The organism is Nonomuraea rubra (assembly GCF_014207985.1).
GTDB lineage: Bacteria > Actinomycetota > Actinomycetes > Streptosporangiales > Streptosporangiaceae > Nonomuraea > Nonomuraea rubra.
In genome coordinates this window covers 5,308,105-5,332,548 of the sequence record NZ_JACHMI010000001.1, presented here as the reverse complement: position 1 = coordinate 5,332,548, position 24,444 = coordinate 5,308,105, and the positions used below count along the sequence as shown (strand labels likewise).

The 24,444-nt window shown below is 72.9% G+C and carries 23 protein-coding genes; 10 read left to right on the top strand and 13 right to left on the bottom strand.

The genetic code is table 11. From position 1 onward, the window contains the following. Nucleotides 1-289: 289 nt before the first annotated feature. Nucleotides 290-3,022, top strand: coding sequence for a multicopper oxidase domain-containing protein (locus HD593_RS24280; RefSeq protein WP_185104411.1), 2,733 nt, complete (start codon nucleotides 290-292; stop codon nucleotides 3,020-3,022). Nucleotides 3,023-3,050: 28 nt separating this feature from the next. On the opposite strand, the gene HD593_RS61665 is transcribed toward HD593_RS24280, so the two are convergent. Next, a complete protein-coding gene (locus HD593_RS61665) occupies nucleotides 3,051-3,218 on the bottom strand; it encodes a hypothetical protein (RefSeq protein ID WP_246546702.1) in 168 nt (55 codons plus the stop codon). Nucleotides 3,219-3,543: 325 nt separating this feature from the next. Here HD593_RS61665 and HD593_RS24270 point away from each other — a divergent pair, with 325 nt between their 5' ends. Further along, complete coding sequence (locus HD593_RS24270) at nucleotides 3,544-4,227, top strand: CBS domain-containing protein (protein WP_185104410.1); 684 nt, start codon at nucleotides 3,544-3,546, stop codon at nucleotides 4,225-4,227. Nucleotides 4,228-4,415: 188 nt separating this feature from the next. Further along, complete coding sequence (locus tag HD593_RS24265) at nucleotides 4,416-5,072, top strand: helix-turn-helix domain-containing protein (RefSeq protein ID WP_185104409.1); 657 nt, start codon at nucleotides 4,416-4,418, stop codon at nucleotides 5,070-5,072. On the opposite strand, the gene HD593_RS24260 is transcribed toward HD593_RS24265, so the two are convergent. Beyond that, nucleotides 5,060-5,719 carry a TetR/AcrR family transcriptional regulator gene (locus HD593_RS24260; protein ID WP_312903667.1) on the bottom strand — a complete coding sequence of 220 codons (660 nt, stop codon included), beginning with the start codon at nucleotides 5,717-5,719 and terminating at the stop codon, nucleotides 5,060-5,062. The two genes, HD593_RS24265 and HD593_RS24260, sit on opposite strands and share 13 nt — an antisense overlap. 48 nt (nucleotides 5,720-5,767) lie before the next feature. Between HD593_RS24260 and HD593_RS24255 the strand changes: the two genes are divergently transcribed. Further along, a complete protein-coding gene (locus tag HD593_RS24255) occupies nucleotides 5,768-6,721 on the top strand; it encodes a hypothetical protein (protein ID WP_185104407.1) in 954 nt (317 codons plus the stop codon). A gap of 100 nt (nucleotides 6,722-6,821) precedes the next feature. Here the strand turns inward: HD593_RS24255 and HD593_RS24250 are convergent, their stop codons facing one another. Then, nucleotides 6,822-8,162, bottom strand: a complete 1,341-nt coding sequence (locus HD593_RS24250) for a hypothetical protein (RefSeq protein ID WP_185104406.1) — start codon at nucleotides 8,160-8,162, stop codon at nucleotides 6,822-6,824. Between the two features lie 320 nt (nucleotides 8,163-8,482). On the opposite strand from HD593_RS24250, the gene HD593_RS24245 reads away from it, so the two are divergent. Beyond that, the gene (locus HD593_RS24245; protein WP_246546700.1) at nucleotides 8,483-9,562 is read left to right on the top strand and encodes a hypothetical protein; all 1,080 of its coding nucleotides are present in this window, start codon (nucleotides 8,483-8,485) and stop codon (nucleotides 9,560-9,562) included. A 223-nt stretch (nucleotides 9,563-9,785) separates the two neighbouring features. On the opposite strand, the gene HD593_RS24240 is transcribed toward HD593_RS24245, so the two are convergent. Genes HD593_RS24240 through HD593_RS24220 form a run of 5 tightly spaced genes read right to left on the bottom strand, consistent with a single transcriptional unit; the run spans nucleotide 9,786 to nucleotide 16,084 of the window. Further along, on the bottom strand, nucleotides 9,786-11,894 hold the full coding sequence (locus HD593_RS24240) for a beta-galactosidase (RefSeq protein WP_221524926.1): 2,109 nt from the start codon (nucleotides 11,892-11,894) through the stop codon (nucleotides 9,786-9,788). Nucleotides 11,895-11,920: 26 nt separating this feature from the next. After that, nucleotides 11,921-12,823: a carbohydrate ABC transporter permease gene (locus tag HD593_RS24235; protein WP_185104404.1), complete on the bottom strand. Its 903-nt coding sequence runs from the start codon at nucleotides 12,821-12,823 to the stop codon at nucleotides 11,921-11,923. Then, nucleotides 12,820-13,704, bottom strand: coding sequence for a carbohydrate ABC transporter permease (locus tag HD593_RS24230; protein WP_312903665.1), 885 nt, complete (start codon nucleotides 13,702-13,704; stop codon nucleotides 12,820-12,822). Before HD593_RS24230 ends, HD593_RS24235 begins: the two co-directional genes overlap by 4 nt. Then, nucleotides 13,701-15,062, bottom strand: a complete 1,362-nt coding sequence (locus HD593_RS24225; protein ID WP_221524925.1) for an ABC transporter substrate-binding protein — start codon at nucleotides 15,060-15,062, stop codon at nucleotides 13,701-13,703. Before HD593_RS24225 ends, HD593_RS24230 begins: the two co-directional genes overlap by 4 nt. Further along, complete coding sequence (locus HD593_RS24220) at nucleotides 15,059-16,084, bottom strand: LacI family DNA-binding transcriptional regulator (protein WP_185104403.1); 1,026 nt, start codon at nucleotides 16,082-16,084, stop codon at nucleotides 15,059-15,061. Before HD593_RS24220 ends, HD593_RS24225 begins: the two co-directional genes overlap by 4 nt. Before the next feature lie 229 nt (nucleotides 16,085-16,313). On the opposite strand from HD593_RS24220, the gene HD593_RS64460 reads away from it, so the two are divergent. After that, nucleotides 16,314-17,294 carry a helix-turn-helix domain-containing protein gene (locus tag HD593_RS64460; protein WP_185104402.1) on the top strand — a complete coding sequence of 327 codons (981 nt, stop codon included), beginning with the start codon at nucleotides 16,314-16,316 and terminating at the stop codon, nucleotides 17,292-17,294. Here HD593_RS64460 and HD593_RS24210 read toward each other — a convergent pair. Then, the gene (locus HD593_RS24210; RefSeq protein ID WP_185104401.1) at nucleotides 17,284-17,469 is read right to left on the bottom strand and encodes a hypothetical protein; all 186 of its coding nucleotides are present in this window, start codon (nucleotides 17,467-17,469) and stop codon (nucleotides 17,284-17,286) included. The genes HD593_RS64460 and HD593_RS24210 overlap by 11 nt on opposite strands. A gap of 245 nt (nucleotides 17,470-17,714) precedes the next feature. After that, complete coding sequence (locus HD593_RS24205; protein WP_185104400.1) at nucleotides 17,715-18,212, bottom strand: MarR family winged helix-turn-helix transcriptional regulator; 498 nt, start codon at nucleotides 18,210-18,212, stop codon at nucleotides 17,715-17,717. Between the two features lie 69 nt (nucleotides 18,213-18,281). Between HD593_RS24205 and HD593_RS24200 the strand changes: the two genes are divergently transcribed. The 4 genes from HD593_RS24200 (at nucleotide 18,282) to HD593_RS24185 (ending at nucleotide 22,294) form a co-directional block, all read left to right on the top strand. Beyond that, nucleotides 18,282-19,616: an FAD-dependent oxidoreductase gene (locus tag HD593_RS24200; RefSeq protein WP_221524924.1), complete on the top strand. Its 1,335-nt coding sequence runs from the start codon at nucleotides 18,282-18,284 to the stop codon at nucleotides 19,614-19,616. A gap of 100 nt (nucleotides 19,617-19,716) precedes the next feature. Continuing rightward, nucleotides 19,717-20,571: an aldo/keto reductase gene (locus HD593_RS24195; protein WP_185104398.1), complete on the top strand. Its 855-nt coding sequence runs from the start codon at nucleotides 19,717-19,719 to the stop codon at nucleotides 20,569-20,571. A gap of 107 nt (nucleotides 20,572-20,678) precedes the next feature. After that, complete coding sequence (locus HD593_RS24190; RefSeq protein WP_185104397.1) at nucleotides 20,679-21,197, top strand: SigE family RNA polymerase sigma factor; 519 nt, start codon at nucleotides 20,679-20,681, stop codon at nucleotides 21,195-21,197. Beyond that, complete coding sequence (locus tag HD593_RS24185; RefSeq protein ID WP_185104396.1) at nucleotides 21,194-22,294, top strand: TolB-like translocation protein; 1,101 nt, start codon at nucleotides 21,194-21,196, stop codon at nucleotides 22,292-22,294. The genes HD593_RS24190 and HD593_RS24185 overlap by 4 nt, the downstream gene beginning before the upstream one ends. A gap of 112 nt (nucleotides 22,295-22,406) precedes the next feature. On the opposite strand, the gene HD593_RS24180 is transcribed toward HD593_RS24185, so the two are convergent. The 3 genes from HD593_RS24180 to HD593_RS24170 all read right to left on the bottom strand — a co-directional run bounded on the left by HD593_RS24180 (nucleotide 22,407) and on the right by HD593_RS24170 (nucleotide 24,425). Continuing rightward, entirely contained in the window at nucleotides 22,407-23,561 is a 1,155-nt protein-coding gene (locus tag HD593_RS24180; protein WP_185104395.1) for a tyrosine-type recombinase/integrase, read from the bottom strand. Nucleotides 23,562-23,563: 2 nt separating this feature from the next. After that, entirely contained in the window at nucleotides 23,564-23,722 is a 159-nt protein-coding gene (locus tag HD593_RS24175; RefSeq protein WP_185104394.1) for a hypothetical protein, read from the bottom strand. Between the two features lie 106 nt (nucleotides 23,723-23,828). Next, nucleotides 23,829-24,425, bottom strand: coding sequence for a DUF1707 SHOCT-like domain-containing protein (locus HD593_RS24170; protein WP_185104393.1), 597 nt, complete (start codon nucleotides 24,423-24,425; stop codon nucleotides 23,829-23,831). Nucleotides 24,426-24,444 lie beyond the last annotated feature (19 nt).

The window sequence follows — 24,444 nt, the reverse complement described above, 5'->3', positions numbered from 1 at the left end:
GGACCCGTCGCCCGCCCATCGACGTCAACGCCGGGCGCGGCTTCGTCTTCGTCTCCCACATCGGGACCGTCCACCCGACCGGCTCGGCGGGCGTTGCGGCGCGTGCGAGTTCCGGACGATCTGCGGCGGCTCCCGATCGCGCGCCTACGCCTGCCTCGCTGCGAGAGGAACTGCTCGGTCGTCCAGCGCCGGGACCCGCTGTGAGGCGGGCAAAGGACGGCCGATCGGACGTGGCCGCAGGGACTTTGGTCCCTGCCGGGCAGGCGACGACGTGCGGGATCTTGAATCCATGTCCGGTGTGAACCCTGTGCCCAGCGACCGCCCCGATCTCCCGGCCGTGCCACCCGATGGCGCCGCGGAGGGCGCCAAGCTGGTCCAAACCGTGGCGACACAGCCGCTCGGCGCACCGCCGCGGCGTCCACGCGCGTCGTGGCACCTGCGGGCGAACGCGATCGTGGTCGCCTGGCTGGGCCTGACCGTGGCGGTCGCGCTGGCGGGCGAGCTGCTGCCGGCGCCGCGCTGGCTGCTGATCCACGTGTTCCTGCTGGGCGCGGTCAGCACCGCCATCCTCATCTGGAGCGAGCATTTCACCGTGGCGCTGCTGCGCGTGCGCACCCCATCGGGGCGCGGCAGCCTGTTGAGGCTCGCTGTGCTCAACGTGGCGACCGTGGCGGTGCTGGCCGGGGTCGCGCGCGGGCCGTGGCAGGTGGCCGCCGCCGGGGCGGCGCTGATGGTGGGGGTGGTGCTGTGGCACGCGGCCGTGCTCGTCCGGCTGGTGCGGCAGGCGCTGCCCGGCCGGTTCGGGCACGTGATCGGCTGGTACGTGTCCGCGGCCGCAGCGCTCGCCGCTGGCGGGGTCCTGGGCGGGCTGCTGGCCGCCCAGGCCGGGCATGGGGTGGTGCACGAGCGGCTGCACGCCGCGCACGCCGAGGTGAACCTGCTGGGCTGGGTCGGCCTGACCGTGCTCGGCACGTTGTTCACGCTGTGGCCGACGGTCCTGCGGACCCGCATGCCGGACGGGACTCGGCGGGCCTCCCGGGTGGGCTTGCGGCTGGCCGCGCCGGGTCTGGCGGTGGCCGTCGCCGGGTTGCTGGCGGGCTGGCGGTGGGTGGCGCTGGCAGGGCTGGTCACGTACGCGGCCGGGGGGCTGGCGGCGCTCGTGCCGCCGGCCGGCGCGCTGCGGCGCAGACGGCCGCACACCGGGGCGGCGTGGATGCTGGCGGCGGCGATCGGCTGGTTCGAGGTGGCGCTGGCCGCCGATCTGGTCATCGTGGCCACGCGTCCGGCGCACGAGGTCGCCGCAGCGCTGGATCCGCTGCTACCGCTGGTGCTGGCCGGGTTCGTCGGCCAGGTGCTGCTGGGGTCGCTGCTGCACCTGCTGCCCGCGGTGCTGGGCGGCGGTCCTGCCCGGTTCAAGCAGAACGCGGCGTTGCTGGAGCGCGGCTGGGTGTACCGGCTGGTGGCGCTCAACCTGGGGGTGCCGCTGCTGGCGCTGCCCGTGCCGCAGCCGGTGGCGTTGCTGGGCTGGGCGCTGGTGCTGGGCGCGGCCCTGGCGTTCGTCGCCCTGGCCGTGACCGCCCTGCTCCGGGCGCGCCGGGCCGGCGCTCCGCAGGCCGGCGGCGTGGTGAAGGACCGCGGGCGGCAGGCGGGGCCCGCCGTCGCCGGGGTGGTCGCCGGTTGCCTGCTGACGGCCGCCGCGGTCGTCGTCGCCACGACCGGCGGATCAGGGTCCGCGACCACCGTGGCCGCGACCGGTGCCCGCACGGTGGAGGTGACGCTGTCCGGGATGAGCATCCGTCCCGCCGTGATCCAGGCGCCCGCGGGCACGGTGCTGACGTTGCGCGTCACCAACGCCGACGCCCAGCGGCACGACCTGCGCCTGGCGACCGGCGAACGCACCCCGCTGCTGGCCTCGGGCCAGAGCGCCACGCTGACGCTGCAGCCGCTGGGCGAGGCGGTGGACGGCTGGTGCACCGTGGCCGGGCACCGCGCGGCCGGCATGACCATGCGCATCGTCCCGGCCGGCACCGCGGCGGCGGCCCAGCAGCCGCGAGGCACCGCGGCGTCCCAGCAGCCGCCGGACGCTGGCCACACTGGTCACGCCGGTCACGGCGCGAACGCCGCCCCGCAGGCAGGCGAACCCGCCCGCCTGGACCTGGCCGCCCCCATGTCAGCAGGCTGGAAACCCTACGACGCGACGCTCCAGCCCGCGCCCGGCGGCACGGAGCACCACGTCGAGATCCGCGCCGACGACACCATCGTGCAGGAGGTCGCGCCCGGGGTGCGGCAACGCGTGTGGACGTTCAACGGGACCATGCCGGGGCCGGTGCTGCGCGGCAAGGTCGGCGACGTGTTCGTCGTGACGTTCGTCAACGCCGGCAGCATGGGGCACGGCATCGACTTCCACGCCGGAGCCACCGCCCCCGACGGCCCGATGCGCACCATCCAGCCCGGGGAACGGCTGACGTACCGCTTCCGCGCCGACTTCGCCGGGGCGTGGCTGTATCACTGCTCGACCATGCCGATGAGCCAGCACCTCGCCAACGGCATGTACGGCGCCGTCATCATCGACCCGCCCGATCTGCCGAAGGTGGACCGCGAATACCTCCTGGTCCAGGGCGAGCTCTACCTCGGCGAACCCGGCGCCGACACCCAGGTCGCCAAGATCCGGCAGGCCGACCCCGACGGCTGGATGTTCAACGGCACCGCCGCCGGCTACGACCACGCCCCGCTGCAGGCAAGGGCCGGAGAACGGGTCCGGATCTGGGCCGTGGCCGCCGGACCCAGCTCGGGCACGGCCCTGCACGTGGTCGGGGCACCGTTCGACACCGTCTACAAGGAAGGCGCATACCTGCTCCGAACCGGCGACCCGGGCGGCGCCCAGGTACTCGACCTCGCCCCCGCGCAGGGCGGCTTCGCCGAGCTGGTCTTCCCGGAGGCGGGCACGTACCCGCTGGTGGACCACACCATGCGCCAGGCCGAAGCCGGCGCGCACGGCCTGTTCAAGGTGACCGGGCGATGAGAGCCGGGCTTCGGGGTCGTTCCGCCCGCTATCCGGGTCGGCCGGGCGTGACGCGGTCCCAGGCGGCGAGGGGCAGCATGATGACGGCCGCGGGGAACAGGCCGTGCTCCTCGTGATCGATGTGCCGGTGCAGCAGGTCCAACGCGCCCAGCACGGCGGGCCGGTGGGGCGCGGCCCGGTCGATCGCGCCGAGCACGCCGTGGATCCCGGCGTGCTCGGCGCACAGCCGCTCGCGCTCCCGCGCACTCGGCGATGTCCCAGTGCTCCTGGGACAGGCGGCCGATCAGCGGGAACTCCCGGCAGCCACGGTAGTTGCACACAGGTGGTCCTTTCAGAGGTGGTCACGGCTCGGAGACCACCCTCCTGCCAGGGGCGGCGTGGTGATCAGTGCCGAAGGTCCGTACACGCCGGCCTTCCGTCACCTCGCGGCGGCACCGCCGCCGAGGTCCGCGACCGGAGCCGGTGGGTCAACACCGACGGCGTCCGGGTAGGGGCCTGGTCAAGCACCTCAGGAGATCACCATGAGAAGCACCGTCGAGAACGTCATGACCACCGACGTCGCCGCCGTCAACCAGAACGCGTCCTTCCACACCGTCGCCGAGCTGCTCATCAGCCGCGGCGTCAGCGGGGTGCCCGTGCTGGACGACGACAACCGCGTGCTGGGCGTCGTGTCCGAGGCCGACCTGCTGGCCAAGGAGGAGTTCAAGGAGCGCTACTACGGCGACGGCTACCGGCCGCCGCTGCGCGCCCGCATCCGGCACACCGCCGGCAGCGAGGGCAGCGGCTACCGCAAGTCCCTCGGCGAGACCGCCGGCGCGCTCATGACCAGCCCCGCCCACGTCACCACCCCCGACGCCGCCATCGTGACGGCCGCCCGGCTGATGGACCGCCACGGCGTCAAGCGCCTGCCGGTCGTGGACCCCGACGGCCGCCTGGCCGGCATCGTCAGCCGCCGCGACCTCATCAAGGTCTTCCTCCGCCGCGACCAGGACATCGAGCAGGAGGTACGCGAGGCGCTGCACGGCAGAGCCGACGTGACCGTGACCGACGCCGTCGTCACGCTCACCGGCACCTACGCCGAGCGCAGCCACGCCGTCACCGCCGTCCGCCTGGCCGAGAACATCGACGGCGTCGTGGCCGTGCGCGACGAGCTCGCCTGGAAGCACGACGACATCGCCGACCTGCCCATGTGGGGCGGCGCATGACCGAGGACGGGCACCGGTCCGGGAGCGAGTCGTCCACCACGTAGCGCATGGGCAGCAGGGCCGGAGGTCTCCGGCGTAAGGGACGAACGGCCCTGACCGTGGCAGGTGGTGGCTGGGTAGCGTCACGGCTGTGGCCGCTCTCGATCCGGCGAAGTGGCGGGCACCATCTCGTACGGGAGGACACGCTCATGACCGGCAACGGCGATTTCGGACGTCGCATCCATCACCACCGCGACCGGCTCGGTCTCACGCTGGAGCAGGTCGCCGATCGCGCCGACATGTCGGCCGGTTACATCCAGTACCTGGAGACTCATCTGGGCACTCCTGACAGGGGCACGGTGACCCGGCTGGCCAGGGCTCTCGAAACCACGGCGCAGGACCTGCTCGGGGGTGGCCGCGATCGTCCCCCTGGGCAGGGTGCGGCGATGGACGAGCCGGTCCTTGAGGTGCTGGAGCCCGAGGAGTGCCTGCGGCTGGTCTCACCCGGCGGGATCGGCCGGGTGGCGTTCAACGGCTCGCACGGGCCCACGGTGCTGCCCGTCAACTACCGGCTCCACGACGGCGCGATCGTCTTCCGGACCGCCCGCGGCGGACCCATGGACGCCGACCTGCGTACCGGCCTCGAGGGGGTGGACATCAAGATCGCTTTCCAGGTGGACCGGATCGACGAGGTCCAGCGGGCGGGCTGGAGCGTGCTCGTTCAGGGAGCCGCCCACCATGTGCCCGAGGACGAGGTGGCCAAGGTGTCCGAGGCGGGTGTCACGCCGTGGGCGGGCTGCGAGCGCCACCTGTACATCCGCATCGTCCCGCAGCAGATGACCGGCCGCCGGATTCACGGGCTCTGAGCCGGCGTGGGGTGCCGCACGCCGCGGGACAGGCCCGTGACCAGCGGCAGGTAGACCTCGTCGACGATCTCGACGAGCACCTCGTCGGGGACGTTGGGCTCGCCCCTGGTGACGAACTCGTTGCGCAGCAGCCCCATCGCCACCGTCGCGACCCTGGCCGTGACCTGGATGCCCGCCCGCCTCAGCACGACCTGCCACATGCCCGCCCCGCCGTCCGCGCCGCCGTCCGTAGCGCTGCCCGTTGCGCTGCCAGTGGCGCTGTCCGTTGCGCTGTCCGTTGCGCTGTCCGTGGCGCGCGTGTGCAGGGCGGCCAGCAGCTCCGGGTCGTCGCCCGCGCCGGCCAGCAGGCCGCGCAGGATCTCGCCGAGCGGCGACGACCAGTGGCTGTTGGCGGCGCGCAGCAGGGCCAGGACGTCGCCGCGCAGGCTGCCGGTGTCGGGGATCACCGTCCGGTCGGCGGCCAGCCCGGCGTAGGCGGCGACGCCGAGCGCGGCGCGGTTGGGCCAGCGGCGGTAGAGGGCGTTCTTGTTGGTGCCCGCCCGCCGGGCCACCCGTTCCATGGTCAGTCCGGCATAGCCGGACTCGAGTAGCTCGTCCTGGGCCGCCTTGAGGATGGCCTGCTCCAGCTCTTGACCGCGACGCCTCACGCCCATCAGGGTACGGTACGTACCGTACCTTTTGGAAGGGATGAGATCATGCGTGGCAAGGGCATCGTCTATGACACCGGCATCGTGATCGGCGGCCACGACACCCGGCCGGCGTTCGACCTCGGCGCCGTCCGGCACGACCTCCAGGCGATCAGGCGTGACCTGCGCTGCACGGCCGTGAGGATCATCGGCTCGGACCCCGCCAGGCTGGAGGCGGCCGCCCGCGAGGCGGTCGCCGCCGGGCTGGAGGTGTGGTTCTCCCCGTTCACCGCCGACCTGACGCCGGCGGAGCTGATCGACCTGTTCGCCGACTGCGCCGGACGGGTCGAGGGCCCCGCCGCGGTGTTCGTGGCGGGGGCGGAGCACAGCCTGCTCAACCGGGGTTTCCTGCCCGGGGACACGATCGGGGACCGGATCGGGCTGCTGTCGGAGCCGGAGAGGCTGCGCGAGCACCTCGGACGGGTGCCCGCGCTGGTCAACGCGTTCCTGGAGGACGCCGTGACGGTGGTCAGGGAGCGGTTCTCCGGGAGGATCACGTACGCGGCCATCCCCTTCGAGTCCGTGGACTGGTCACCGTTCGACCTCGTCGGGGTGGACCTGTACCGGTCGGCGGAGATCGCCGGCCGGTACCGCGACGGGGTGCGCGCGCTGGTCGCGCGGAGCGGCAAGCCGGTGGCGATCACCGAGGTGGGATGCATGACGTTCCGTGGCGCCGGCGACCTGGGGGCGCGGGGCACGGAGGTGGTCGAGTACGACGGGCACCGGCCGGTGGGGCTGAGCAGGCCGCTGGCCCGCGACGAGGGCGAGCAGGCCGCCTACCTGCGGGAGGTGCTGGACGTGTGCGAGCAGGAGGGGGTGGACAGCGTGTTCGTCAACACGTTCGCGCAGTTCGACCTGCCCGGGGATCTCGACGCGGCCAGCTACGGCGTCGTCCGGGTGACCGGCGGGACGACGTGGGAGCCGAAGGAGGCCTTCCACCTGCTGGCCGAGCGCTACGGCTGATGGGAGCCGAAGGAGGCGTTCCGCCTGCCGGCCGAGCGCTACGGCTGGGCCGCCCGGTGGCGCGTGCCCGCCCCCGGGCGATCACGCGCAGGCCCGCCGGTCACTTCCTCTTCGTCTCGCTCAGGCTCACGTGGAGGTGGTCGTTGTGGTCGGTACGGAAGTCCTTCTCCCGGATGACCGTGTTGTCGATCCTGTCCCAGGTGCCGATGCCGAGATCGAGCTCCACCTGCTCCTTCTTGGCGTTCGTGAACGTGTACACGCCCTCCCTGAGCAGGGCGGCCGCCCACCCCTTCGCGAACCGGGCGTCTCCCTTGACCTTGCTGCCGGCGGCGTAGTAGATGCGCACGACGTTCTTGTTGTCGATCAGCCTGCCCAGCCGCGTCCTGGTCGTCTCCGCCCACTCCTTGACCTGGCGGAGCCCTTCCGCGCCGCCGTTCATCGCGGATTTCGTCGCGGTCACCAGCTTGCCGTAGTTCAGGCCGCCGGAGCCGGCCACGCCGGCCCGCACGCCGTCGAACTGGTAGAGGTGGAAGATGTCGAGGTCGTTGCCGGTCAGGTGGGTCTGGTGACCGAGGTTGCGCGCGTGCTCGCCGGAGACGTCGTTGATCTCCGGCAGCAGCGCCTTGTTCGCCGCGGCCGACAGCCAGCCGTGGGTGAACGACGAGCACCAGTCGTCCCCGCCGCCGTCCCCGGGACGCGACCCGAACCTGGCGAACCCGGCGGGCAGCCGCCACAGCGGGAACAGGTTCGCGGAGTCCATGCTCGTGGTCACCACGCCGCCGTCCTGGCCCCTGCCGTACAGGCTCACCCGGTAGGCGATCCGGGTCACCTGCGACGGCTTGCCGTTCACCTTGGAGGGGTGCTGCTCGTCGAAGGTCACCCGCACCTTGAGCCTGCCGCGGCCGACGCTCCTAACCCCTTCGCCGCCGCCGGAGGTCGGCGCCGCCTTGGTGACCGTCTGCAGCACCGTGCCGCGGGTCTTCTGGCTGGTGTTGAGCAGGTCCACCCGTACGCAGGTGAGCTCGATGCCGGCCGGCAGCGTGTAGTCGACGCCGAAGTACCGCTGCTGGGCGTTGGCCTCGTCCGGCCGGGGGATGCCGACCCTGTCGTCCCTGGCGGACTTCGCCGGCTCGGGATCGGGATGGCGGGGCACCCGGTCCCGGTTGATCGCGGTGACCTGGAAGGCGGGCTGGTCGGAGGCGGCGTCCGAGGCGTCGCAATCCTCGCCGGCGTCGGTCTCCTCGCCCGCATCGGGGTCCCGGACCTCCTCGGAGCCCTCCTCCACCTGCGGAACGAGGAGCTCGTCGGGGCTCGCCGGCGTGGCGGCCCAGGCGGCCGTTCCACCGGGCTGGAGCGTTCCCGCGGCGATCACCGCGACGGCGGTCACAGTGGCGGTCGCTGTGGCGGTCAGGAACCGGCGGGGGCCTAAGCGCCGGCTCATGGCGCGCTCCGCTCGGCGGGGCCGGTCAAGCTGGTCATGATTGCCTCCTCAACGGGGTGTCTGCCGTCTTTTGTACGGCTCCTCGCGTTGACCAGCCAGGACGGCACGTTGACCAGCGTTGTCCATGGTGATCGAGGAGGGTCCGGCTAGCATGGGCGGTGGCGGCCGTCCCCCGCCCAACCTCCGGCGATCCGCCCCGGCCGGGTCACCTCCAGGAGGCAAAGGGAGGCTCACCTCTCGGGCGGGGAAGCCGTTCGCCGATCGTGCGCCCGGCCGCACCTGTCGCCGGGGGGCTCGCGGAGGGCGCGCGGGAGACGTTCATGACCAAGCAAGCGGACTTCAAGCGGCTGGTACGCGCCCGCATGGCCAGGACCGGCGAGTCGTACACGATCGCGCGCCGGCAGCTGCTCGGCGACCCCGCCGCCGTGCGGATGGCGGAGGCGCTGCACGTCAGCAACGGCGACTGCACCGACCTGGCCGGGACGGGGCTGGCCCGGCACATCGTGTACTGGCGCGACTCGCTGCACGAGGGGCCGGTCCCCGCGCTGGGGCACGAGGAGCTGCGGCGGGTCAGGACCGCGTTCCTCATGGGGGCGGGCGCCGACGACCACGCCGAGGGCCTGCGCATGTTCGAGCGCCGGGACGCCGCGCTGGAGGCGCACCGCGACGGCGAGTACGTGCTGTGGTTCGAGGCGGACCTGTACGACCAGCTCCAGATCGTGCAGATCCTGTCCCGCCTGGCCGAGCTGGAGGTGCCGGCCGGGCGCATCACGCTGATCTGCATCGGCGAACATCCCGGCATCGCCCGCTTCGGCGGCCTCGGCGAGCTACGCCCCGACCAGCTCGCCGAACTGCCCGCGACCCGGGCCTGCGCCACCCTCACCCCCGCCGCCCTCGACCTGGCCACCCGCGCGTGGGCCGCCTTCCGCGCCCCCGCGCCGGACGGCCTGCCCGCCATCGCCGCCGCCCGCTCCGCCGAGCTGCGCTTCCTCGGCGAGGCCTTCGAACGGCTCAGCCGCGAGTACCCCTCCACCCGCGACGGCCTCTCCCTCACCGAACGCCGCGTCCTCGCCGCCGCCGCGCAGGACTCCACGGCCGGGGACGTCTTCGTCCGCGCCTCCGCCCGCGAGGCCCGCCCCTACCTCGGGGACACCTGGTACTTCGCGACGATGGACCGACTCGCCGCCGCCCCGCACCCGCTGCTGCGCACCCGTCCCTCCGGTACCCCGGCCGGACCCGCCACCGAGGTCGTCCTGACCGGCGACGGCGCCCGCGTGCTGGCGGGCGAGGCCGACCACGTGACGCTCAACGGCATCGACCGGTGGATCGGCGGCGTGCACCTGACCGGCCGGGACGTGCGGTGGAGGTGGGACGAGGGCAGGGAGTGCCTGACCGGGTAACGCTGGTCTCCGAGCGCGGGCCCCGGACGGAGAAGACGAGCCACGCGGTCGTCAGGTGCGGGGGGGGACGGTCAGGAGCGCGAGCAGTCCCAGCGGGTAGATCGAGTCGCCGGCGCGAGCGGGCACGACCCGGCGCAAGCGCGGGCGCACGCAACCGCCGCAGGCGCGCAGGCTGGCGGGTGGTGCGCCGGCGCTTGCGCCGGGCCTGGTGATGGTGGCGCGCCTACGCCTCGGCCAGCACGCGCACGTCCCACGGGCCGAGCCGCAGCTCCGTCCCGGCGGCGTGCTCGCTGCCGTCGAGGACGTCCCGGACGGCGACCGGGACGGGCACGGCCGTCTCCTCCCAGCTCCAGTTGTGCAGGAAGCGCACCCGCCGCCCGTCCCGCGCGGTCGCGCCGGTGGAGGTGACGCCGGCCGGGGCGGGGTGCCACGGGCCGGGGCCGGGTGTCAGCCACCGGAACAGGGCCTCGCCGAACGCGGGGTTCGGGAGGGTGCCGACGCAGGTGACGCGGCCGGCCCCGTGCGCGCGGGTGGTGACGGCGGCGAACCGGCCGAAGTGCGGATGCTGGTAGGTGGCCAGCACGTCGGCCCCCTCGGCCTGCAGCCCGTCGACCCACCGGGTACCGGCCCAGCCGCCGGCCACATGTCCGGCCCCCGCACCGGCGCTCTCCGGCGGCGTGAGCGGCGAGCCCTCCGCCGCCCGCACGGGCAGGTCCCCGTCGAGGTTGCTGAACTCGTCGTACCACGCCCCCGCCGCCTCAGCGAGCCGCGCCGGCTGGACGTCGCGCCGGGCGCGTGCCTCGTGGTCGGCGTACGCGGTGCGCGGCCCGAGCACGAGGTGACCGCCCGCGGCCGCGTACGCCTGGAGCCAGTCGAGGGTGGCGTCGTCGGCCACGTACAGCCCGGCGGCCACCAGCACCGGGTGCCGGCGCGCCACCGCCGAGGGCTCCTCGGCGACGGCCTGCCCGGCGTGCACCACGCGCGCCTGCAGGCCGGCGTCGAACGCCCCCCGGTAGAAGGCGTCGAAGACGGCCTCGTACGAGCGCCGGTCGGGCCCGCCGTCCGGCGCCTGGAGCGGCGGCTGCGCGGCGAGCGCCCACTTGCTGGGGTGGGAGTAGAGCAGGGCGACGTCCCCGTCCGGGGTCAGGCCCTCGACCAGGTCGCCGGCCCGCTCCAGCTCGGCGCCGATCCGGGCGATCTCCCGGTACGTGCGCCCGGGCCGGCCGCTGTGCGGCAGCACGCCGCCCCAGTACGTCTCGGCCCCGAACACGAGCGTCCGCCACTGCCAGTACTCGATCATGGACGCGCCGCGGGAGACGAGCGCCCAGGCGGCCTGCCGCCACTGCCCGTCGTAGGCGGGCTGGTTGACCCACGGCGCGCCGATGGCCTGGGCGTTGGTCTCGGTGACGAGGAACGGCTCCTGCCGGGAGGAGTACATCCGGTCGGCCACCCGGTAGAACGCCCACGTGTCGCGGGTGCGCCAGTCCTGCGTGGCGTGCGGCCTGGCGGGCAGGGCGAGCCCGTCCTGCATCGCGTAGTACGGGTTCCCGGCGGCCACGTCGAGGCCGGCGGTCAGCTCGTCGTCGGCGACGGCGGGCCGGTCGTAGGCGATGCAGGTGGTGACGAACTGCTCGGGTCGGGCGTACTCGCGCACGATGCCGGCCTGCCACGCGATGAACTCCGTCACCTGGTCGGCCTGGAAACGCCGCCAGGCCTGCTCGTACTGGGGCTGGGCGTTGCCGTCGGGGGTCCACAGGTCGGCCCAGGTGGACAGCCGGTGCGACCAGTAGACCAGGCCCCACTCCTCGTTCAGCGTCCGCACGTCGCCGTACTGCCGGCGCAGCCAGTCCACGAAACGCTGGAAGATGCCGTGGTTGTGCAGCAGGTGCAGGCCCGGCTCGTTGTCCACCTGGTAGCCGATGATCGACGGGTGGTCCGCGTACCGCTCGACGACCCTGCGGATGACGCGCTCGGCGTGGAAGAGGAACGCCGGGTGGGTGAAGTCCATCTCCTGGCGGGCACCCCAGCCGATGCGCCGCCCGGTCTCCCGCTCCCCGGCGATCTCCGGGTAGAGGCGGGTCAGCCACGGGGGCGCCGCGTACGTGGGCGTGCCGAGGATGACGCCGATGCCGCGCTCGTACGCGCCGTCGAGCGCGGGCTGCAGCCAGTCCAGGTCGAACCGGCCGTTCTCGGGCTCCCAGGTGGACCAGACCGACTCGCCGACCCTGATCACGGAGAAGCGGGCCTCGGCCATCAGGTCCAGGTCGGTCTTCAGCAGCTCGCTGGGATGGTACTCGGGATAGTAGGCGGCGCCGAAGAGCACTCGCGACACAGCGTTTCCTTTCGCGGAAGTCCCATTCATTGTTTGACCCCGCCGGCCGCCAGGCCGCTCTGCCAGTACCGCTGGAGCAGCAGGAACGCCACGACCAGCGGGATGATCGACAGGAGCGAGCCGGTGACGACGAGGGGGATGACGTCGCCGCTGCCGCCGGCGACCGTGGCCTGCCCGGCCCAGTTGGCCAGGCCCACGGTGACCGGGTACAGCGACGGGTTGCTGAGCATGATCAGCGGCAGGAAGTAGTTGTTCCAGGTGGCCACGAGCGTGAACAGCAGCACGGTGACGAACCCGGGCGCCAGCAGCCGCATGACCACCTGCCAGAAGATCCGCAGCTCGCCCGCGCCGTCGATGCGGGCGGCCTCCAGGATGTCGTCGGGCACGGCGTCCTCGGCGTAGACGCGCATGAGGTAGAGGCCGAACGGGTTCACCAGCGACGGCAGGATGATCGCCCAGGGCGTGTTGACCAGCCCGACCTGCGCGAAGATCAGGTACGTGGGGATGGCCAGCGCCGTGCTCGGCACCATGATCGCGCCGAGTACGAGGCCGAACAGCGCCCTGTTGCCGCGGAAGCCGAACTTGGCGAACCCGTAGCCGCCCAGCGCGCACAGCAGCGCGGCGCCGCCGGCGCTGACGACCGCGTAGAGCGCGGTGTTGAGCAGCCACCGGCCGTACACGCCGTCCTCGGCGGCGAACACGTCGCCGATGTTCCCGGCGAGCGCGAAGTCGTCGGCGAACCAGAGCCCGAAGCTGGAGAACAGGTCGCCGGTGGTCTTCGTGGCCGCCACCAGCAGCCAGAACAGCGGCAGCAGGAAGTAGACGAGGAACGCCAGCATGCCGAGGGTCAGCAGCGGGCTGCGCCGCCTGCCCGGCGCGGCGGGCGCGGTCACGGTGGTGGTCACGGTGGTGGTCACGGTGGTGGTCATGTCCGCCTCCGGGTGAGGGCGAGCTGGACGGTGTAGGAGACCGCGACGATGACCAGGCCGAGCAGGAACGACACCGCCGCCGCGTAGTTGAGGTCCTGGCTGGTGAAGGCCAGCGAGTAGGCGTACAGGTTGGGGGTGTAGGCGCTGTCGATGACGCTCGGCGCCAGGCGCTGCATGAGCTGCGGCTCGTTGAAGAGCTGGAAGCTGCCGATGACCGAGAAGATCAGCGCCATCAGCAGGGCGGGCCGCAGCGCCGGGAGCTTCACGCTCCACGCGGTCCGCCAGGCGCCGGCGCCGTCCACGGCCGCCGCCTCGTACAGCTCGGCGGGGACGGCCCGCAGCGCCGCGTACAGGATGATCATGTTGTAGCCGGCGAACTCCCAGGTCACGATGTTGGCCAGGGAGCCGAGCATGAGGTCGCCGCCGAGCAGGTCGGGGGCGGGCAGGCCGAGCGTGCCGGCGAGCTGGGCGATGGGGCCGAACTCGGGGCCGTACAGGTAGCCCCACATGAGCGCGGCGACGACGCTGGGCACCGCGTACGGCACGAAGATGCCCAGCCGGATGAAGCGCGACAGCCAGAGCATGCCGCTGTCCAGCGCGAGCGCGAACAGCAGCCCGAGCAGCAGCATGAGCGGCACCTGGAGGAGGAAGAACTCGGCCACCCGCAGCACGCCGCCGAGCAGCCGCTCGTCGGTCAGCGCGCGCACGTAGTTGTCGAGGCCGACGAACGTGGTGCCGCCGATGAGCTGCTCCCTGAACAGGCTCAGGTATCCGGCGTAGGCCAGCGGCACCACCAGCATGGCCACGAACACGATCATGAAGGGCGCGATGAACAGGTGTCCCGCGGCCTGCCTGCGCGGGGCGGTCCTGGTGCTGGTCACTGGGCGACCTTGAAGCCCTGGCTCTCGGCGTACGTGGTGATCCGCTGCTGCCACTGGTCGAGCGCGGCCGGGGTGTCGCTCTTGTCGGCCAGTGACTTGCCGACGGTCTCGTCCCAGTCGCTGACCGTCTGGTCCAGGAACGGCGGCCAGCCGAAGCCCTTGTCCACGGTGTCGCTGATCCCGGCGAAGACCTGGTTGACGGTCTGACCGCCGTAGAACTCGGGCTTCTGCTCGGCGAACGACGGGTCGTCCAGCAGCGCCTTGGTCGGCGGGAACAGGAACTGCTCGGTCGCCATCATCTTGGTCGACTCGGGGTCGGTGTTGAGGAACTCGGCGAACTTGGCCGCGGCGATCGGGTTCTTCGTGCTCTTGATGACGGCGCTGGTGGAGCCGCCCCAGTTGCCGGACTTGTTCTCGCCCGCCGCCCACTGCGGCAGGGGCGCGGCCCGCCACTTGCCGCTGGTCTCCTTGGCGTTGCTGGCCAGGAACACCGGCCCCCAGGCGGCGGTCAGCCAGGTGGCGTACTTGCCCTTGTTGAGCGCCTGGTACCACTGGTCGGTGAAGTCGGGGTCGGTGGCGATCACGCCTTCCTTGACGAGCCCGCCCCAGTACGTGCCGAGCTTCTTGGAGACCTCGTCGTTAACGCTAACATCGATGTCCTGCGCGCTCGCCATCTGGAACGGTTTACCACCCGCCTGCCACAGCAGGCCCATCCAGGCGCCGTTCTGGTTGGAGGCCAGGTTGGTCAGGTAGACGCCGGGGTCGGCGGCGTGCAGCTTGCGGGCGGCGGCGGCGAACTCGTCCCACGTCCTGGGCGGCTCGATGCCGTGCTTGTCGAAGATGTCCTTGCGGTAGAGCATGCCCATCGGGCCGGTGTCCTGCGGGATCGCCCAGACCTCGCCGTTCTTGCCCGTGACCTGGCCCCACGTCCAGTCCACGAACTTGTCCTTGAGCGCCTCGGCGCCGTAGGGGCGCAGGTCGAGCAGGCTGTCGATGATGGTGAAGGTCGGGATGTACTGGAACTCGATCTGCACGACGTCGGGGGCGCCGCTGCCGGCCTTCAGCGCGGTGCGCAGCTTGGTGTACTGGGGCTCGCCCTGCCCGGCGTTGACCACGTTGACCTTGATCGCCGGGTACTTCTTCTCGAACAGCGCCACCTCCTTGCCGATGTCCGGCACCCAGGTCCAGAACGTCAGCTCCGTGGGCGTCCGCATGGCCTGGTCGATGTCGGCCTGGCTGACGGCGGCGGCGGGCGGCTGATCGGCGGCCTGCCGGGCGCCGCCGCCACCGCTGCAGCCGGCGAGGAACAGGGTCGCGGCGGCCGCCGCGGCGAGCCACCGGGTGCGTGTCATGGTCATGTCTTCTCCTCGGGGGGTCGGGTGGACTGACGCTTGACGAGGTGCGTGGTCGGGAGATCGGGCGCGGACGTGCCGGGCCGGCCCTCGATGCGCTCGACGAGCAGCGCGAGGCCCTGGGCGACGGACGCCGCGAAGTCCTGCCGGATGGTGGTCAGGGGCGGCGACAGGTACGCGGCGGCCGGGATGTCGTCCATCCCGACGACGCTCACCTGCCCGGGCACCGCGCGGCCGGCCTCGGCCAGGGCGCGCAGCACGCCGATCGCCATGTCGTCGTTGGCCACGAACACCGCCGTGACCTCCGGATCCGCCGCGAGGACCCGGCCCGCGGCATAGCCGGAGGCCGGCGTCCAGTCGCCTTCGAGCATGGGCGGCTCGGGGGCGCCGGCCGCGGACAGCGCCGCGCGCCAGCCGCGCACGCGGTCCCGCGAGGCCCACCACCGCTCCGGGCCGGCGACGTGCCACACGGTGGCATGGCCGAGGCCGAGCAGGTGCGCGGTGGCCTCGCGGCCCGCGTCCACGTTGGACGGGCTGTTGATGATCACGTCGGGGCCGGCGAGCCCGGGCAGCGGCCCCAGGCTGAGCACCGGCACGCCGGGCTCGATGCGCAGTTCCTCGCCGACGTCGATCGGCTCGGACAGCACGATGCCGTCCACGCCCTGCTCCAGCAGGGACTCCACGGCCCTGGCCACGCCGCCGTCGTCGCCCTCGAGGGTGTTCACCACGCTGAACGCGTAGCCGATCGCCCTGGTCCGCCGCTCCAGCTCGATGAGCTGCGAGGCCGGGCCGTACAGGGCGCTGCCGAGCGAGACCACGCCGATGCGGTGGAAGCGGCCCAGGTTGAGCGCGCGGGCCGCGGTGTTGCGGCGGTAGCCGAGCTCGCGCGCCGCCGCGAGGACGCGCTCGCGGATCTCGTCGCTCACGTACGGCTCGCCGTTCATCACCCGCGAGACCGTCTTCTGCGACACCCCGGCCAGCCTGGCGACGTCCGTACTGCCGGGAGGCCTGCGGCGGGTCTCGGACATGCGCAGCTCCTCGCGTCTGACTACGTAGTCAGTGGCTAGTACTGTGCGTGCCCGGCGACACCCTTGTCAAGGGCACGCCCGCCCTCACCCGAGCGCGAACATGGCGGCGGAGCCCTTCGTTTCGCGATCGATCCGCAGTACTCTCACGGGCACGAAGGGTGTTCGAGCGGGTACGCGCGGCTCGTCTGCTCCGTGACGGGCGCCGCCCCCGCGGAGGGGGGTGGTGCCCGTGAGCGCACCGCGATCCACCGTGTCGGCCCTGGCCCGGTACGTCACCGATGACCCGCAGGAGGTCCGCGAGTGGCTGAGCCGGGTCTACGGCAGCCGCTTGCTGATGGGCTCGATCAGCGACGGCCCGGCCCGGCTGGCGGTGTCCACCGCGGATGCCGGGTCCTTCCAGACCACCGACCTGTCCATCCCGGGCTCCTTCTCCTGCCGTAACCAGAACATCGACACCGTCCGGGCCGGCGTCGTCGTGAGCGGCAGGGTCACGATCGACGACGGGGACGCCGTCAGCCACTACGGCCCCGGCGACGCGCTGATGGCCACCTTCCCCCGGGACAGCCTCGTCTCGCGCGCCGAGGACCTGCGCATCCGTACCGTGACGCTGCCCCTCGGCCTGCTCGCCGACGTCGCCGGCACCCGTGCGAACGGCTCCGCCGAACCGCCGCGGCTGCTGTCGCGCTCGGCACTCGGCCCCGCCGCCTCCCGGATGGTCGCCGACACGATCGCCCTCACCGACGGGCTGCTGACCGGCCCCGCGGCCGAGCATCCCCTCGTCGTCGGCAACGCGGCACGGCTGCTGGCGGCCGCCGTCCTGGCCGCGTTCCCCACCACCCTGACGCTGCAGGACGAGATTCCGGCCGACCGCGCCGACGGCACCCCTGCCGTGCTGCGCCTGGCCGTCGGCTACATCGACGCGCACTTCGCGGAGCCCGACCTGTCGCTGGCCGGCATCGCGGCGGCCGCCTGCGCCACTCCCCGGGCCGTGCAGTACGCCTTCCGCCGCCACCACGGCACCACGCCGATGGGGTACGTGCGCCGGCTGCGGCTGGCCGCGGCCCACGCCGACCTGCTGGCCGCCGATCCCGCCGGCGGCGCCACCGTCGGCGCCATCGCCGCCCGGTGGGGCTTCTACCATCCGGGCCGGTTCTCCGCCTACTACCGCAGCGTCTACGGCCGTCCGCCCCGCGCCACCCTCACCACCTGACCTCATCGGTCAGGGGCCATCCGGCCTCGCCCCAGTCCCGCTCGGCCCTCCGCAGGCGGATCGCGAGGAAGCCGGCGCTGAGGCGTTCGCGCTGCGCGGCGAGCTCGCCCCGGATCCGCCGCCCCTCGGCCGCGATGCGCCTGGAGTCGGCCCTGATCTCGCGTGCCCGGAGCATGGCCTTCTCCGCGGCGGCGCGCACCTGCGCCGCCTGCTCCGCGGGAGGGGGACCCGCAACGTGCCGAGCGGTCGGATCACAGCCCGCGGCCTGCATCGCACCTCGCCCTTCCCTCGCCAGGGACTCGCTGGAGCCACCTCCACGATCGCCTCGCCCGGCCGCGCCGGTCAGGTCACGCGGCGAACCGTTACGCCGCCGTTCGTCCGGAAAACGAAAGGCTCCGCCGATCGCGGTACGACGGGCCCTCAGCCGCGCGCCCGCCGCCGCCCCTGCTTCGCCGGCTCCGCGCGGACGCGTTCGAGGTGCCGTTCGTACAGCTCACGGGAACGGCTCAGGAAGAGCCGCACGCGTTCCAGCTCGGCGGCGCCGAACTCGGCCATCACCGCCTCCCCCTCGGTGGCGATGGGCCCGTACAGCTCCCACGCCTTCGTGGCGGCCTCCTCGGTGATCCGTACGACGACCTTGCGCCGGTCGGACGGGTCCGGCGAGCGGGTGAGGTAGCCCAGCTTCTCCAGCCTGTCGAGCATCGCGGTGACGCTGCCCGTGGTCAGGCCGAGCGCGGGGCCGAGGACGCTGGGCGTGACCGGGCCCTGGCTCCCGAGGATCTCCAGGCAGCGCAGGTCGGTGCGGTTCACGCCGAGGAAGTTCGCGGCGGCCTCGTCGTAGGCGTCCACCGCCGCCTGCATGTGCTGCATCTCCTGGGCGACGGCGGCTCTCAGCTCGTCCAGCTTTTCACTTGACATTCAAGCTTCTTGCCTCTCAAGATAAATATGTCTCGAACATCAAGATACATGACCTCCAAGGAGACTTCCATGCACGTCATCGTGATCGGCGCCGGGACCGGCGGCATGTGCCTGGCGCACGGCCTGCGGCGGGCCGGCGTGTCCGTCGCCGTCTACGAGCGCGACCGCACCAGGACCGACAACCTGTACGGCTACCGCGTCGGCATCGACTCCGCGGGCAACCGGGCACTGCGCGAGTGCCTGCCGCCCGAGCTGTTCGGCACCTTCCTCGCCACCTGCGCCCGCGCTCCCCGCTACTTCAACGTCCTGACCGAGAAGCGCCGCGTCACCGCCTCGTTCCCGCTGCGGCCCGACGACGACCCCGTCAACAGCGAGCGCTCGGTCTCCCGGATGACGCTGCGCCAGGTCCTGCTGACGGGGATGGAGGACGTGGTGCACTTCGGCAAGGAGTTCACCCGCTACGAGCAGCACGGCGACGGCACCGTCACCGCGCACTTCGCCGACGGCACCAGCGCGACGGGCGACCTGCTGGTGGCCGCCGACGGCACCGGCTCCCGCGTACGCCGCCAGTACCTGCCGCACGCCGGGATCAAGGACTCCGGCATCGTGGCCATCTCCGCCAAGGTGCCGGTCACCGAGGAGACCAGGGCCCTGCTCACGCCGGAGATGTTCCACGGCATCTCCTCGGTGTTCGCCCCCGGCGGCCTGTTCTGCATCTGGCACGTCATGGAGTTCAAGTGGGACCGGGACGGCGGGCTCAAGCACGGCGTGGGCGGCAACGAGCGGGAGCTGATCGAGCGCTGGCCCGGCCTGCTCTACGACAACACCCGCGACTACATCAACTGGGGCCTTTCGGCGGCGGCACGCAGGTTCCCCGCAGACGTCATGCGGATGGACGGCAAGGAGCTGGTCGAGGTGGCCCTCGGCATGACCGGAAGCTGGCACCCCGACCTGCGCAGGCTGTTCGCGCTGGCGGAGCCGGAGACCTGCTTCCCCGTCAACATCCGCACCTCCGTGCCCGTCGAGCCGTGGCGGAGCACGAACGTGACCCTGCTCGGCGACGCCATCCACACCATGACGCCCGGCCAGGGTGTCGGCGCCAACACCGCGCTGCGCGACGCCATGCTGCTGTGCCGGCAGCTCACCAGCGGCAAGCAGGTCCTGGACGCCGTGGCCGCGTACGAGCGGGAGATGATCCCGTACGGCTTCGCCCGCGTGAAGGACTCGCTGGCCCGCATGAACGGCGACGCCGCCATCCACAAGCCGGTCATCGGCCGCGCGGCGCTGGCGATGACGCGCGCCTTCTTCGGGGTGACCGGCCGGGTCCCGGCGCTGAAGCGCAAGTTCGTCGACGACCTGTACACCTATCGTGGCGCCGACGAGCACACCTCGGGCGGCATGTGACGATCCACCCACCGCCCCTCACCTGTTCCAATGGGTCGCGGCTGAGGCGGTTGACCTGGAGTGCGCTCCAGGAGCCAAGCTGGTCCCCATGCACAACACCATGACAACGCGCACCATCGGCGACCGGCGGGTAGGAGCCATCGGGCTCGGCGCCATGCCCATGTCGGTGGCCGGTCACATGCCGGACGAGGAGCAGTCGATCAGGACGATCCACGCCGCCCTCGACGCCGGCATCACCTTGATCGACACGGCCGACGCCTACACTCCGTCCCACGAGGATGTCGGCCACAACGAGCGGCTGGTGGCCCGGGCGCTGTCCCTGTGGGGCGGCGACGCCGACGCGGTGCTGGTCGCGACCAAGGGCGGGCACACCCGCACGCCCGCCGGCTGGGACGTGGACGGCAGCCCGGCGTACCTGCGGGCGGCCTGCGACCGCTCGCTGAAGGCGCTCGGGGTGGACAGCATCGGCCTCTACCAGCACCACCGGCCCGACCCGAAGGTGCCGTACGAGGAGACGATCGGGGCGCTGAAGGAGCTGCACGACGCGGGCAAGATCCGGTTCGCGGGCATCTCGAACGCGAACCCGGAGCAGATCAGGCTCGCCCACGCCATCCTGGGCGACCGCCTGGTGAGCGTGCAGAACGAGTACTCGCCGCGGTTCCGCTCCAGCGAGCCGGAGATCGACGTGTGCGCCGAGCTCGGGCTGGCCTTCCTGCCGTGGTCGCCGCTCGGCGGCATCGGCCGCACCGGCGAGCTGCGCGAGCTCAACGCCGCCTTCACCGAGATCGCCGCCGCCCACGGCGTCACCCCGCAGCAGGTCTGCCTGGCCTGGGAGCTGGCCCGCAGCCCGGTCGTCATCCCCATCCCGGGTGCCAGCCGCCCGGAGACGATCGTGGACTCCGCCGCCGCCGCGTCCCTGGAGCTGACCCCGGAGGAGCTCTCCCGCCTCGGGTGACGGCGCGCGGAAAAGGGGCCTGGCCGCCCGGCCAGGCCCCTTTTTCGCTGCCGGGTGCAACCTTTCGTCCGGTGGGTGGCGTTGGGAACGGGCGAGAGGAGATCACATTGGACCGTCACGACGGCTTCCGCGAGTTCGTGCTCGCCCGCCAGCAAGCGCTGATGCGGACGGCGTACCTGCTCACGGGAGACGCCCATCTCGCCGAGGACCTGCTGCAGAGCGTCCTGGTCAAGGTCGTGGGCCAGTGGGCCAGGCTGTCCAGGGACGGCAACCCCGAGGCGTACACCCGCAAGGCCCTGGTCAACCAGTACATCTCCTGGCGGCGCAGGCCGCGGCCCGAGCTGCCGAGCGCCGAGGTGCCCGAGCGGGGCACCTCCTGCGACGAGGCCGCGCTCGACCGCATCGTGCTGCGGCAGGCGCTGGCCAAGCTGGGCCCCAGGCAGCGCGCCGTGATCGTGCTGCGGTTCTGGGAGGACCTGACCGAGGCGCAGACGGCGGAGGTGCTGGGCTGCTCCATCGGCAACGTCAAGAGCCAGACCCACCACGCGCTGGCCAGGCTGCGGACGATCGCGCCCGAGCTGGCGCACCTGCTGAACGACCCCCAGATCGCGGAGGTGACCCGATGACGCGGCTGCGCGAGGCTCTCGACGGCATCGCCGCCGAAGCGCCCCTGGTGGACCTGCTGGACGCGGCCATCGCCGGGCACCGGCGCCGGCGGCGGACCGCCACGGCGCTGGCCGCCGCCGCGACGGCGGCCGTGGTGGGGGTGACAAGTGCCGCCGTGACGTTGCCGTGGCAGCGGAGCGCCGCCCCCGCCGTGCCGCAGCAGTCCGTCGTGGTGCCCGAGCTGCCCGAGGGCGGCGTGGGGGTGCTGAGCCACGCCTACCACACGCCGTGCAAGCGGGTGGCCGAGCCGCGTGGCATCGACTGCGACGACGTGGAGTGGCGGGTGGTCACGGGCGCGGGGAAGACGTACCGGGTGCCGCAGGCGCTCGTCAGCACCGCCGAGGACCACGACGCTCCCGTCGCGCTCAGCCGGGACGGGCGCACCTTCGCCTACTACAGCAGGCAGGCCCAGGGGCACGTGGTGCGCGACATGGTGACCGGGGCGGAGGTGACCGTGCCGCTGCCGGAGGAGGAGATCGAGATCGGCTCCATGCTGGCGGTGTCCGACGGCGGCCGTTACCTGGTCTTCGACCCGCGGGAGGGCACCAGGTACCCGGGGCGGCTCATCGACACCCGGACCGGGAAGCGGACGACGATCAACGGCAAGTACGAGCCGGTCACCATCAAGGACGGCGTGGTCCAGTGGATCCGCTACATCAAGACGGACCTGTGGTTCATGCCGGTCACCGGGGGCGGCAAGCCGGTGCGGTTCGACGGCAAGTTCATCGCCCCCAGCGAGCTCGCCCCGGACGGGCGCACGGTGGTCGCGCTCGACAGCGAGGACGTCCGGGACGCGGAGCCGGTGATCACCGTGCTCGACGTCAAGACCGGACGGACCGTGCGGCAGGTCGCGGTCACCGGGCTGCCCTCCGACCGCGGCATGGTCCACCCCACCGCCTGGCGCGACGCGCGCGAGGTCGAGGTCAGGTACTCCGGCAAGGGCGGCTGGGACCTCTACGCCGTGGACGTCGGGACGGGGAAGGCCCGGCTGCTGAAGAGGTATGGCAAGGTCCTGAGCCTGACCCTGCCCGGCGAGGCGGCGGGCGTCCTGCCCTGACCCGCCACCGCCGCAGGTGCCCTCGCGGGGCGCGGGGGCACCCGCGTGGGCGCCGGCGGGTCAGACCGCCCAGCGGGTCATCCTCGCTGGGCCGGTCACCTGGCCTGGCCGGTCAGCTCGCCTGGTCGCGCATCAGCTCCGTCACGGTGGTGGCGCGCAGCATGTGCGGCTCCAGCAGCTCCGCCCGCTCGCGCGGGACGCCGCCCGCCAGAGCCGCGTCGGTGAGCGCCTGCCCGAGCCACCGTACGTCCACCGGATGGCCGCCGGCCTGCCTGAGCAGCGGCTCACCTGCCGTACGAGCGTCCGCCAGGGCACGCAGCAGCGGGCGGGCCAGCGGCGGGACCGGGAAGGCCACCAGGTCGCCCCGTCCGTCGTGCACGGTCACGACAGCGGGCTCGCCGCCCGTCACCGACCGCAGGTCCTGCACGGTCAGCCCGGCCAGGGCGGACACGGGCGCGCCCGTCGCGTCCAGCAGCGCCACGGCCACGGCCTCGGCGGACCTGCCCTCGGCGGCCAGCCGGGCGGCACCCTGCCGCAGCAGCCGCCGCTCCCCGCGGCTCAGCAGTTCGCCGTCGCGGGCCGGCACCGGGCGCGGCCTGGCTGCGGCGAGGTCGTGCCGCACGACGCCGCTGCGCCAGGCGAAGGTGTAGAACGACCACAGCACGGCCCGCTTCCTGGACACGGTCGCCCTCGACAGCGGCCTGCCCGGGTTGCGCACGCCGATGGTCAGCTTCCCTGCGCGCGCGGCGTCGCAGTAGGCGTCCAGGTGGGCGCCGGTGACCGCGAGCAGCTCGATCGCCGGGTCCACGCTGCGCAGCCAGCGCACGAACGCGGCCACCACCTGCAGCCGGGTCTGCCGGGTGGCCGCGGACTGCTTGTCCAGCAGCCAGGCGGCCACCGTGCGCCGGGTGGCCGGGGCCAGGGAGTCCACCAGATCGACGTCGGCGCCCGACGCCTCGCCTCCGTCACCGGGACGGCGGCGCGGCCGCAACCCGCCGATCCGGCCCACGCTGAGCGCGGCCAGGTCCGTCTCGGCCCCTTCCGGAACGGCCTGCGCCACCCCGGTCTCACCTCGCTCCTCCACCATCGCCGCCAGGCGCCACTCGTCCGCGACCGGCGCCGTGCGCGGCCCGCCGGGCACAGCGCCCACACGAGGCCCCCTGCCCTGCTCCGTGCCGCCCTGCTCCGTGCTGCCCTGTTCCGTGCTGCCCTGTTCCGGGCCGGCGGCTGAGCTGGCGGCCGGAGTGGCGGCGTCTGTCCGGGGCATGCTCAGCACTCGACCGTCCCCATCCTCGCGGCCGCGACGGCAAGCCCGGCGTGACCGAGCGGCTCCGGCCGTGCCATGAACGTCATGGACGTCACCGACGTGTCGGCGGCCGGCGAGCAGGCGGGAACGCCGCGGCGGCCTGAGCCAGGCAGTGCAATCATGATCTCGATCTTCTCACGGCACGGCCCTCCGCCGCCTCCAATGTCGGGTTGTGACCGCGGATGTCATGAGGTGCGAGGTTTGCCGGTCAGCGGGGCTCGCCGCCCGTCAACGCTCCTGGAGGCGCCGCTGCTTGCGCCGTTCCCAGCTGTTGGGGTGCCGGATGACCACGCCGCCCGTGCCGCCGCTGCCGGTGAGGCGGACCAGCGGCGTCCTGGGGAGCCGCTGCGGCGTGGTCTTGTTCGTGAAGCCCCCGAGCCCCGAGTCCATCCGGGAGGTCTCGGCGGCCCACCCGTCGGGGATGATGATCGTGATGCCGCCCATCTGGCCCTGCGCCTCGATCTGGATCTCGGGCAGCCGGCAGTCGGTCTGGGTGAAGTCGAGCTTGACGGAGCCCATCCCGCCGTACACGGTGATGCGCCCGGGCACCTCCCAGCGCCCGGTACGGCTCTCACCGTGCATGCCGCCCTTGAGGACCAGCGGCTCCTGGTTCAGCGGGACGTCCGGCGGCAGGTCGGCGGTGAGAGGTGCCAGGTCGGCGTAGGTCCTGGCGTTCAGCGCCAGCTCCAGCCGCACGTCCAGCTCGCCCAGGTCGATCCGGCCCTCGGCCGCCGCCGTGTTCAGTCGTTCCACCACCGCTTCGCGCTCGTCGTGCGAGACGCGCAAGTCACCGTGGCGGACGGGTTCCGGAAGCCCAGCAGTCATGCCCCAATGATACGGAAAT

Excerpts from the sequence above, each read along its gene's own strand:
- HD593_RS24185 (WP_185104396.1), top strand. The coding sequence starts at position 21,194 with ATGACGCGGCTGCGCGAGGCTCTCGACGGCATCGCCGCCGAAGCGCCC.
- HD593_RS24235 (WP_185104404.1), bottom strand. The coding sequence starts at position 12,823 with ATGACCACCACCGTGACCACCACCGTGACCACCACCGTGACCGCGCCC.
- HD593_RS24180 (WP_185104395.1), bottom strand. The coding sequence starts at position 23,561 with ATGCCCCGGACAGACGCCGCCACTCCGGCCGCCAGCTCAGCCGCCGGC.
- HD593_RS24265 (WP_185104409.1), top strand. The coding sequence starts at position 4,416 with ATGACCGGCAACGGCGATTTCGGACGTCGCATCCATCACCACCGCGAC.
- HD593_RS24205 (WP_185104400.1), bottom strand. The coding sequence starts at position 18,212 with ATGTCAAGTGAAAAGCTGGACGAGCTGAGAGCCGCCGTCGCCCAGGAG.
- HD593_RS24270 (WP_185104410.1), top strand. The coding sequence starts at position 3,544 with ATGAGAAGCACCGTCGAGAACGTCATGACCACCGACGTCGCCGCCGTC.
- HD593_RS24210 (WP_185104401.1), bottom strand. The coding sequence starts at position 17,469 with ATGCTCCGGGCACGCGAGATCAGGGCCGACTCCAGGCGCATCGCGGCC.
- HD593_RS24280 (WP_185104411.1), top strand. The coding sequence starts at position 290 with ATGTCCGGTGTGAACCCTGTGCCCAGCGACCGCCCCGATCTCCCGGCC.
- HD593_RS24255 (WP_185104407.1), top strand. The coding sequence starts at position 5,768 with ATGCGTGGCAAGGGCATCGTCTATGACACCGGCATCGTGATCGGCGGC.
- HD593_RS24225 (WP_221524925.1), bottom strand. The coding sequence starts at position 15,062 with ATGACCATGACACGCACCCGGTGGCTCGCCGCGGCGGCCGCCGCGACC.
- HD593_RS24170 (WP_185104393.1), bottom strand. The coding sequence starts at position 24,425 with ATGACTGCTGGGCTTCCGGAACCCGTCCGCCACGGTGACTTGCGCGTC.
- HD593_RS24195 (WP_185104398.1), top strand. The coding sequence starts at position 19,717 with ATGACAACGCGCACCATCGGCGACCGGCGGGTAGGAGCCATCGGGCTC.
- HD593_RS24200 (WP_221524924.1), top strand. The coding sequence starts at position 18,282 with ATGCACGTCATCGTGATCGGCGCCGGGACCGGCGGCATGTGCCTGGCG.
- HD593_RS24245 (WP_246546700.1), top strand. The coding sequence starts at position 8,483 with ATGACCAAGCAAGCGGACTTCAAGCGGCTGGTACGCGCCCGCATGGCC.
- HD593_RS24250 (WP_185104406.1), bottom strand. The coding sequence starts at position 8,162 with ATGAGCCGGCGCTTAGGCCCCCGCCGGTTCCTGACCGCCACAGCGACC.
- HD593_RS24220 (WP_185104403.1), bottom strand. The coding sequence starts at position 16,084 with ATGTCCGAGACCCGCCGCAGGCCTCCCGGCAGTACGGACGTCGCCAGG.
- HD593_RS24175 (WP_185104394.1), bottom strand. The coding sequence starts at position 23,722 with ATGATTGCACTGCCTGGCTCAGGCCGCCGCGGCGTTCCCGCCTGCTCG.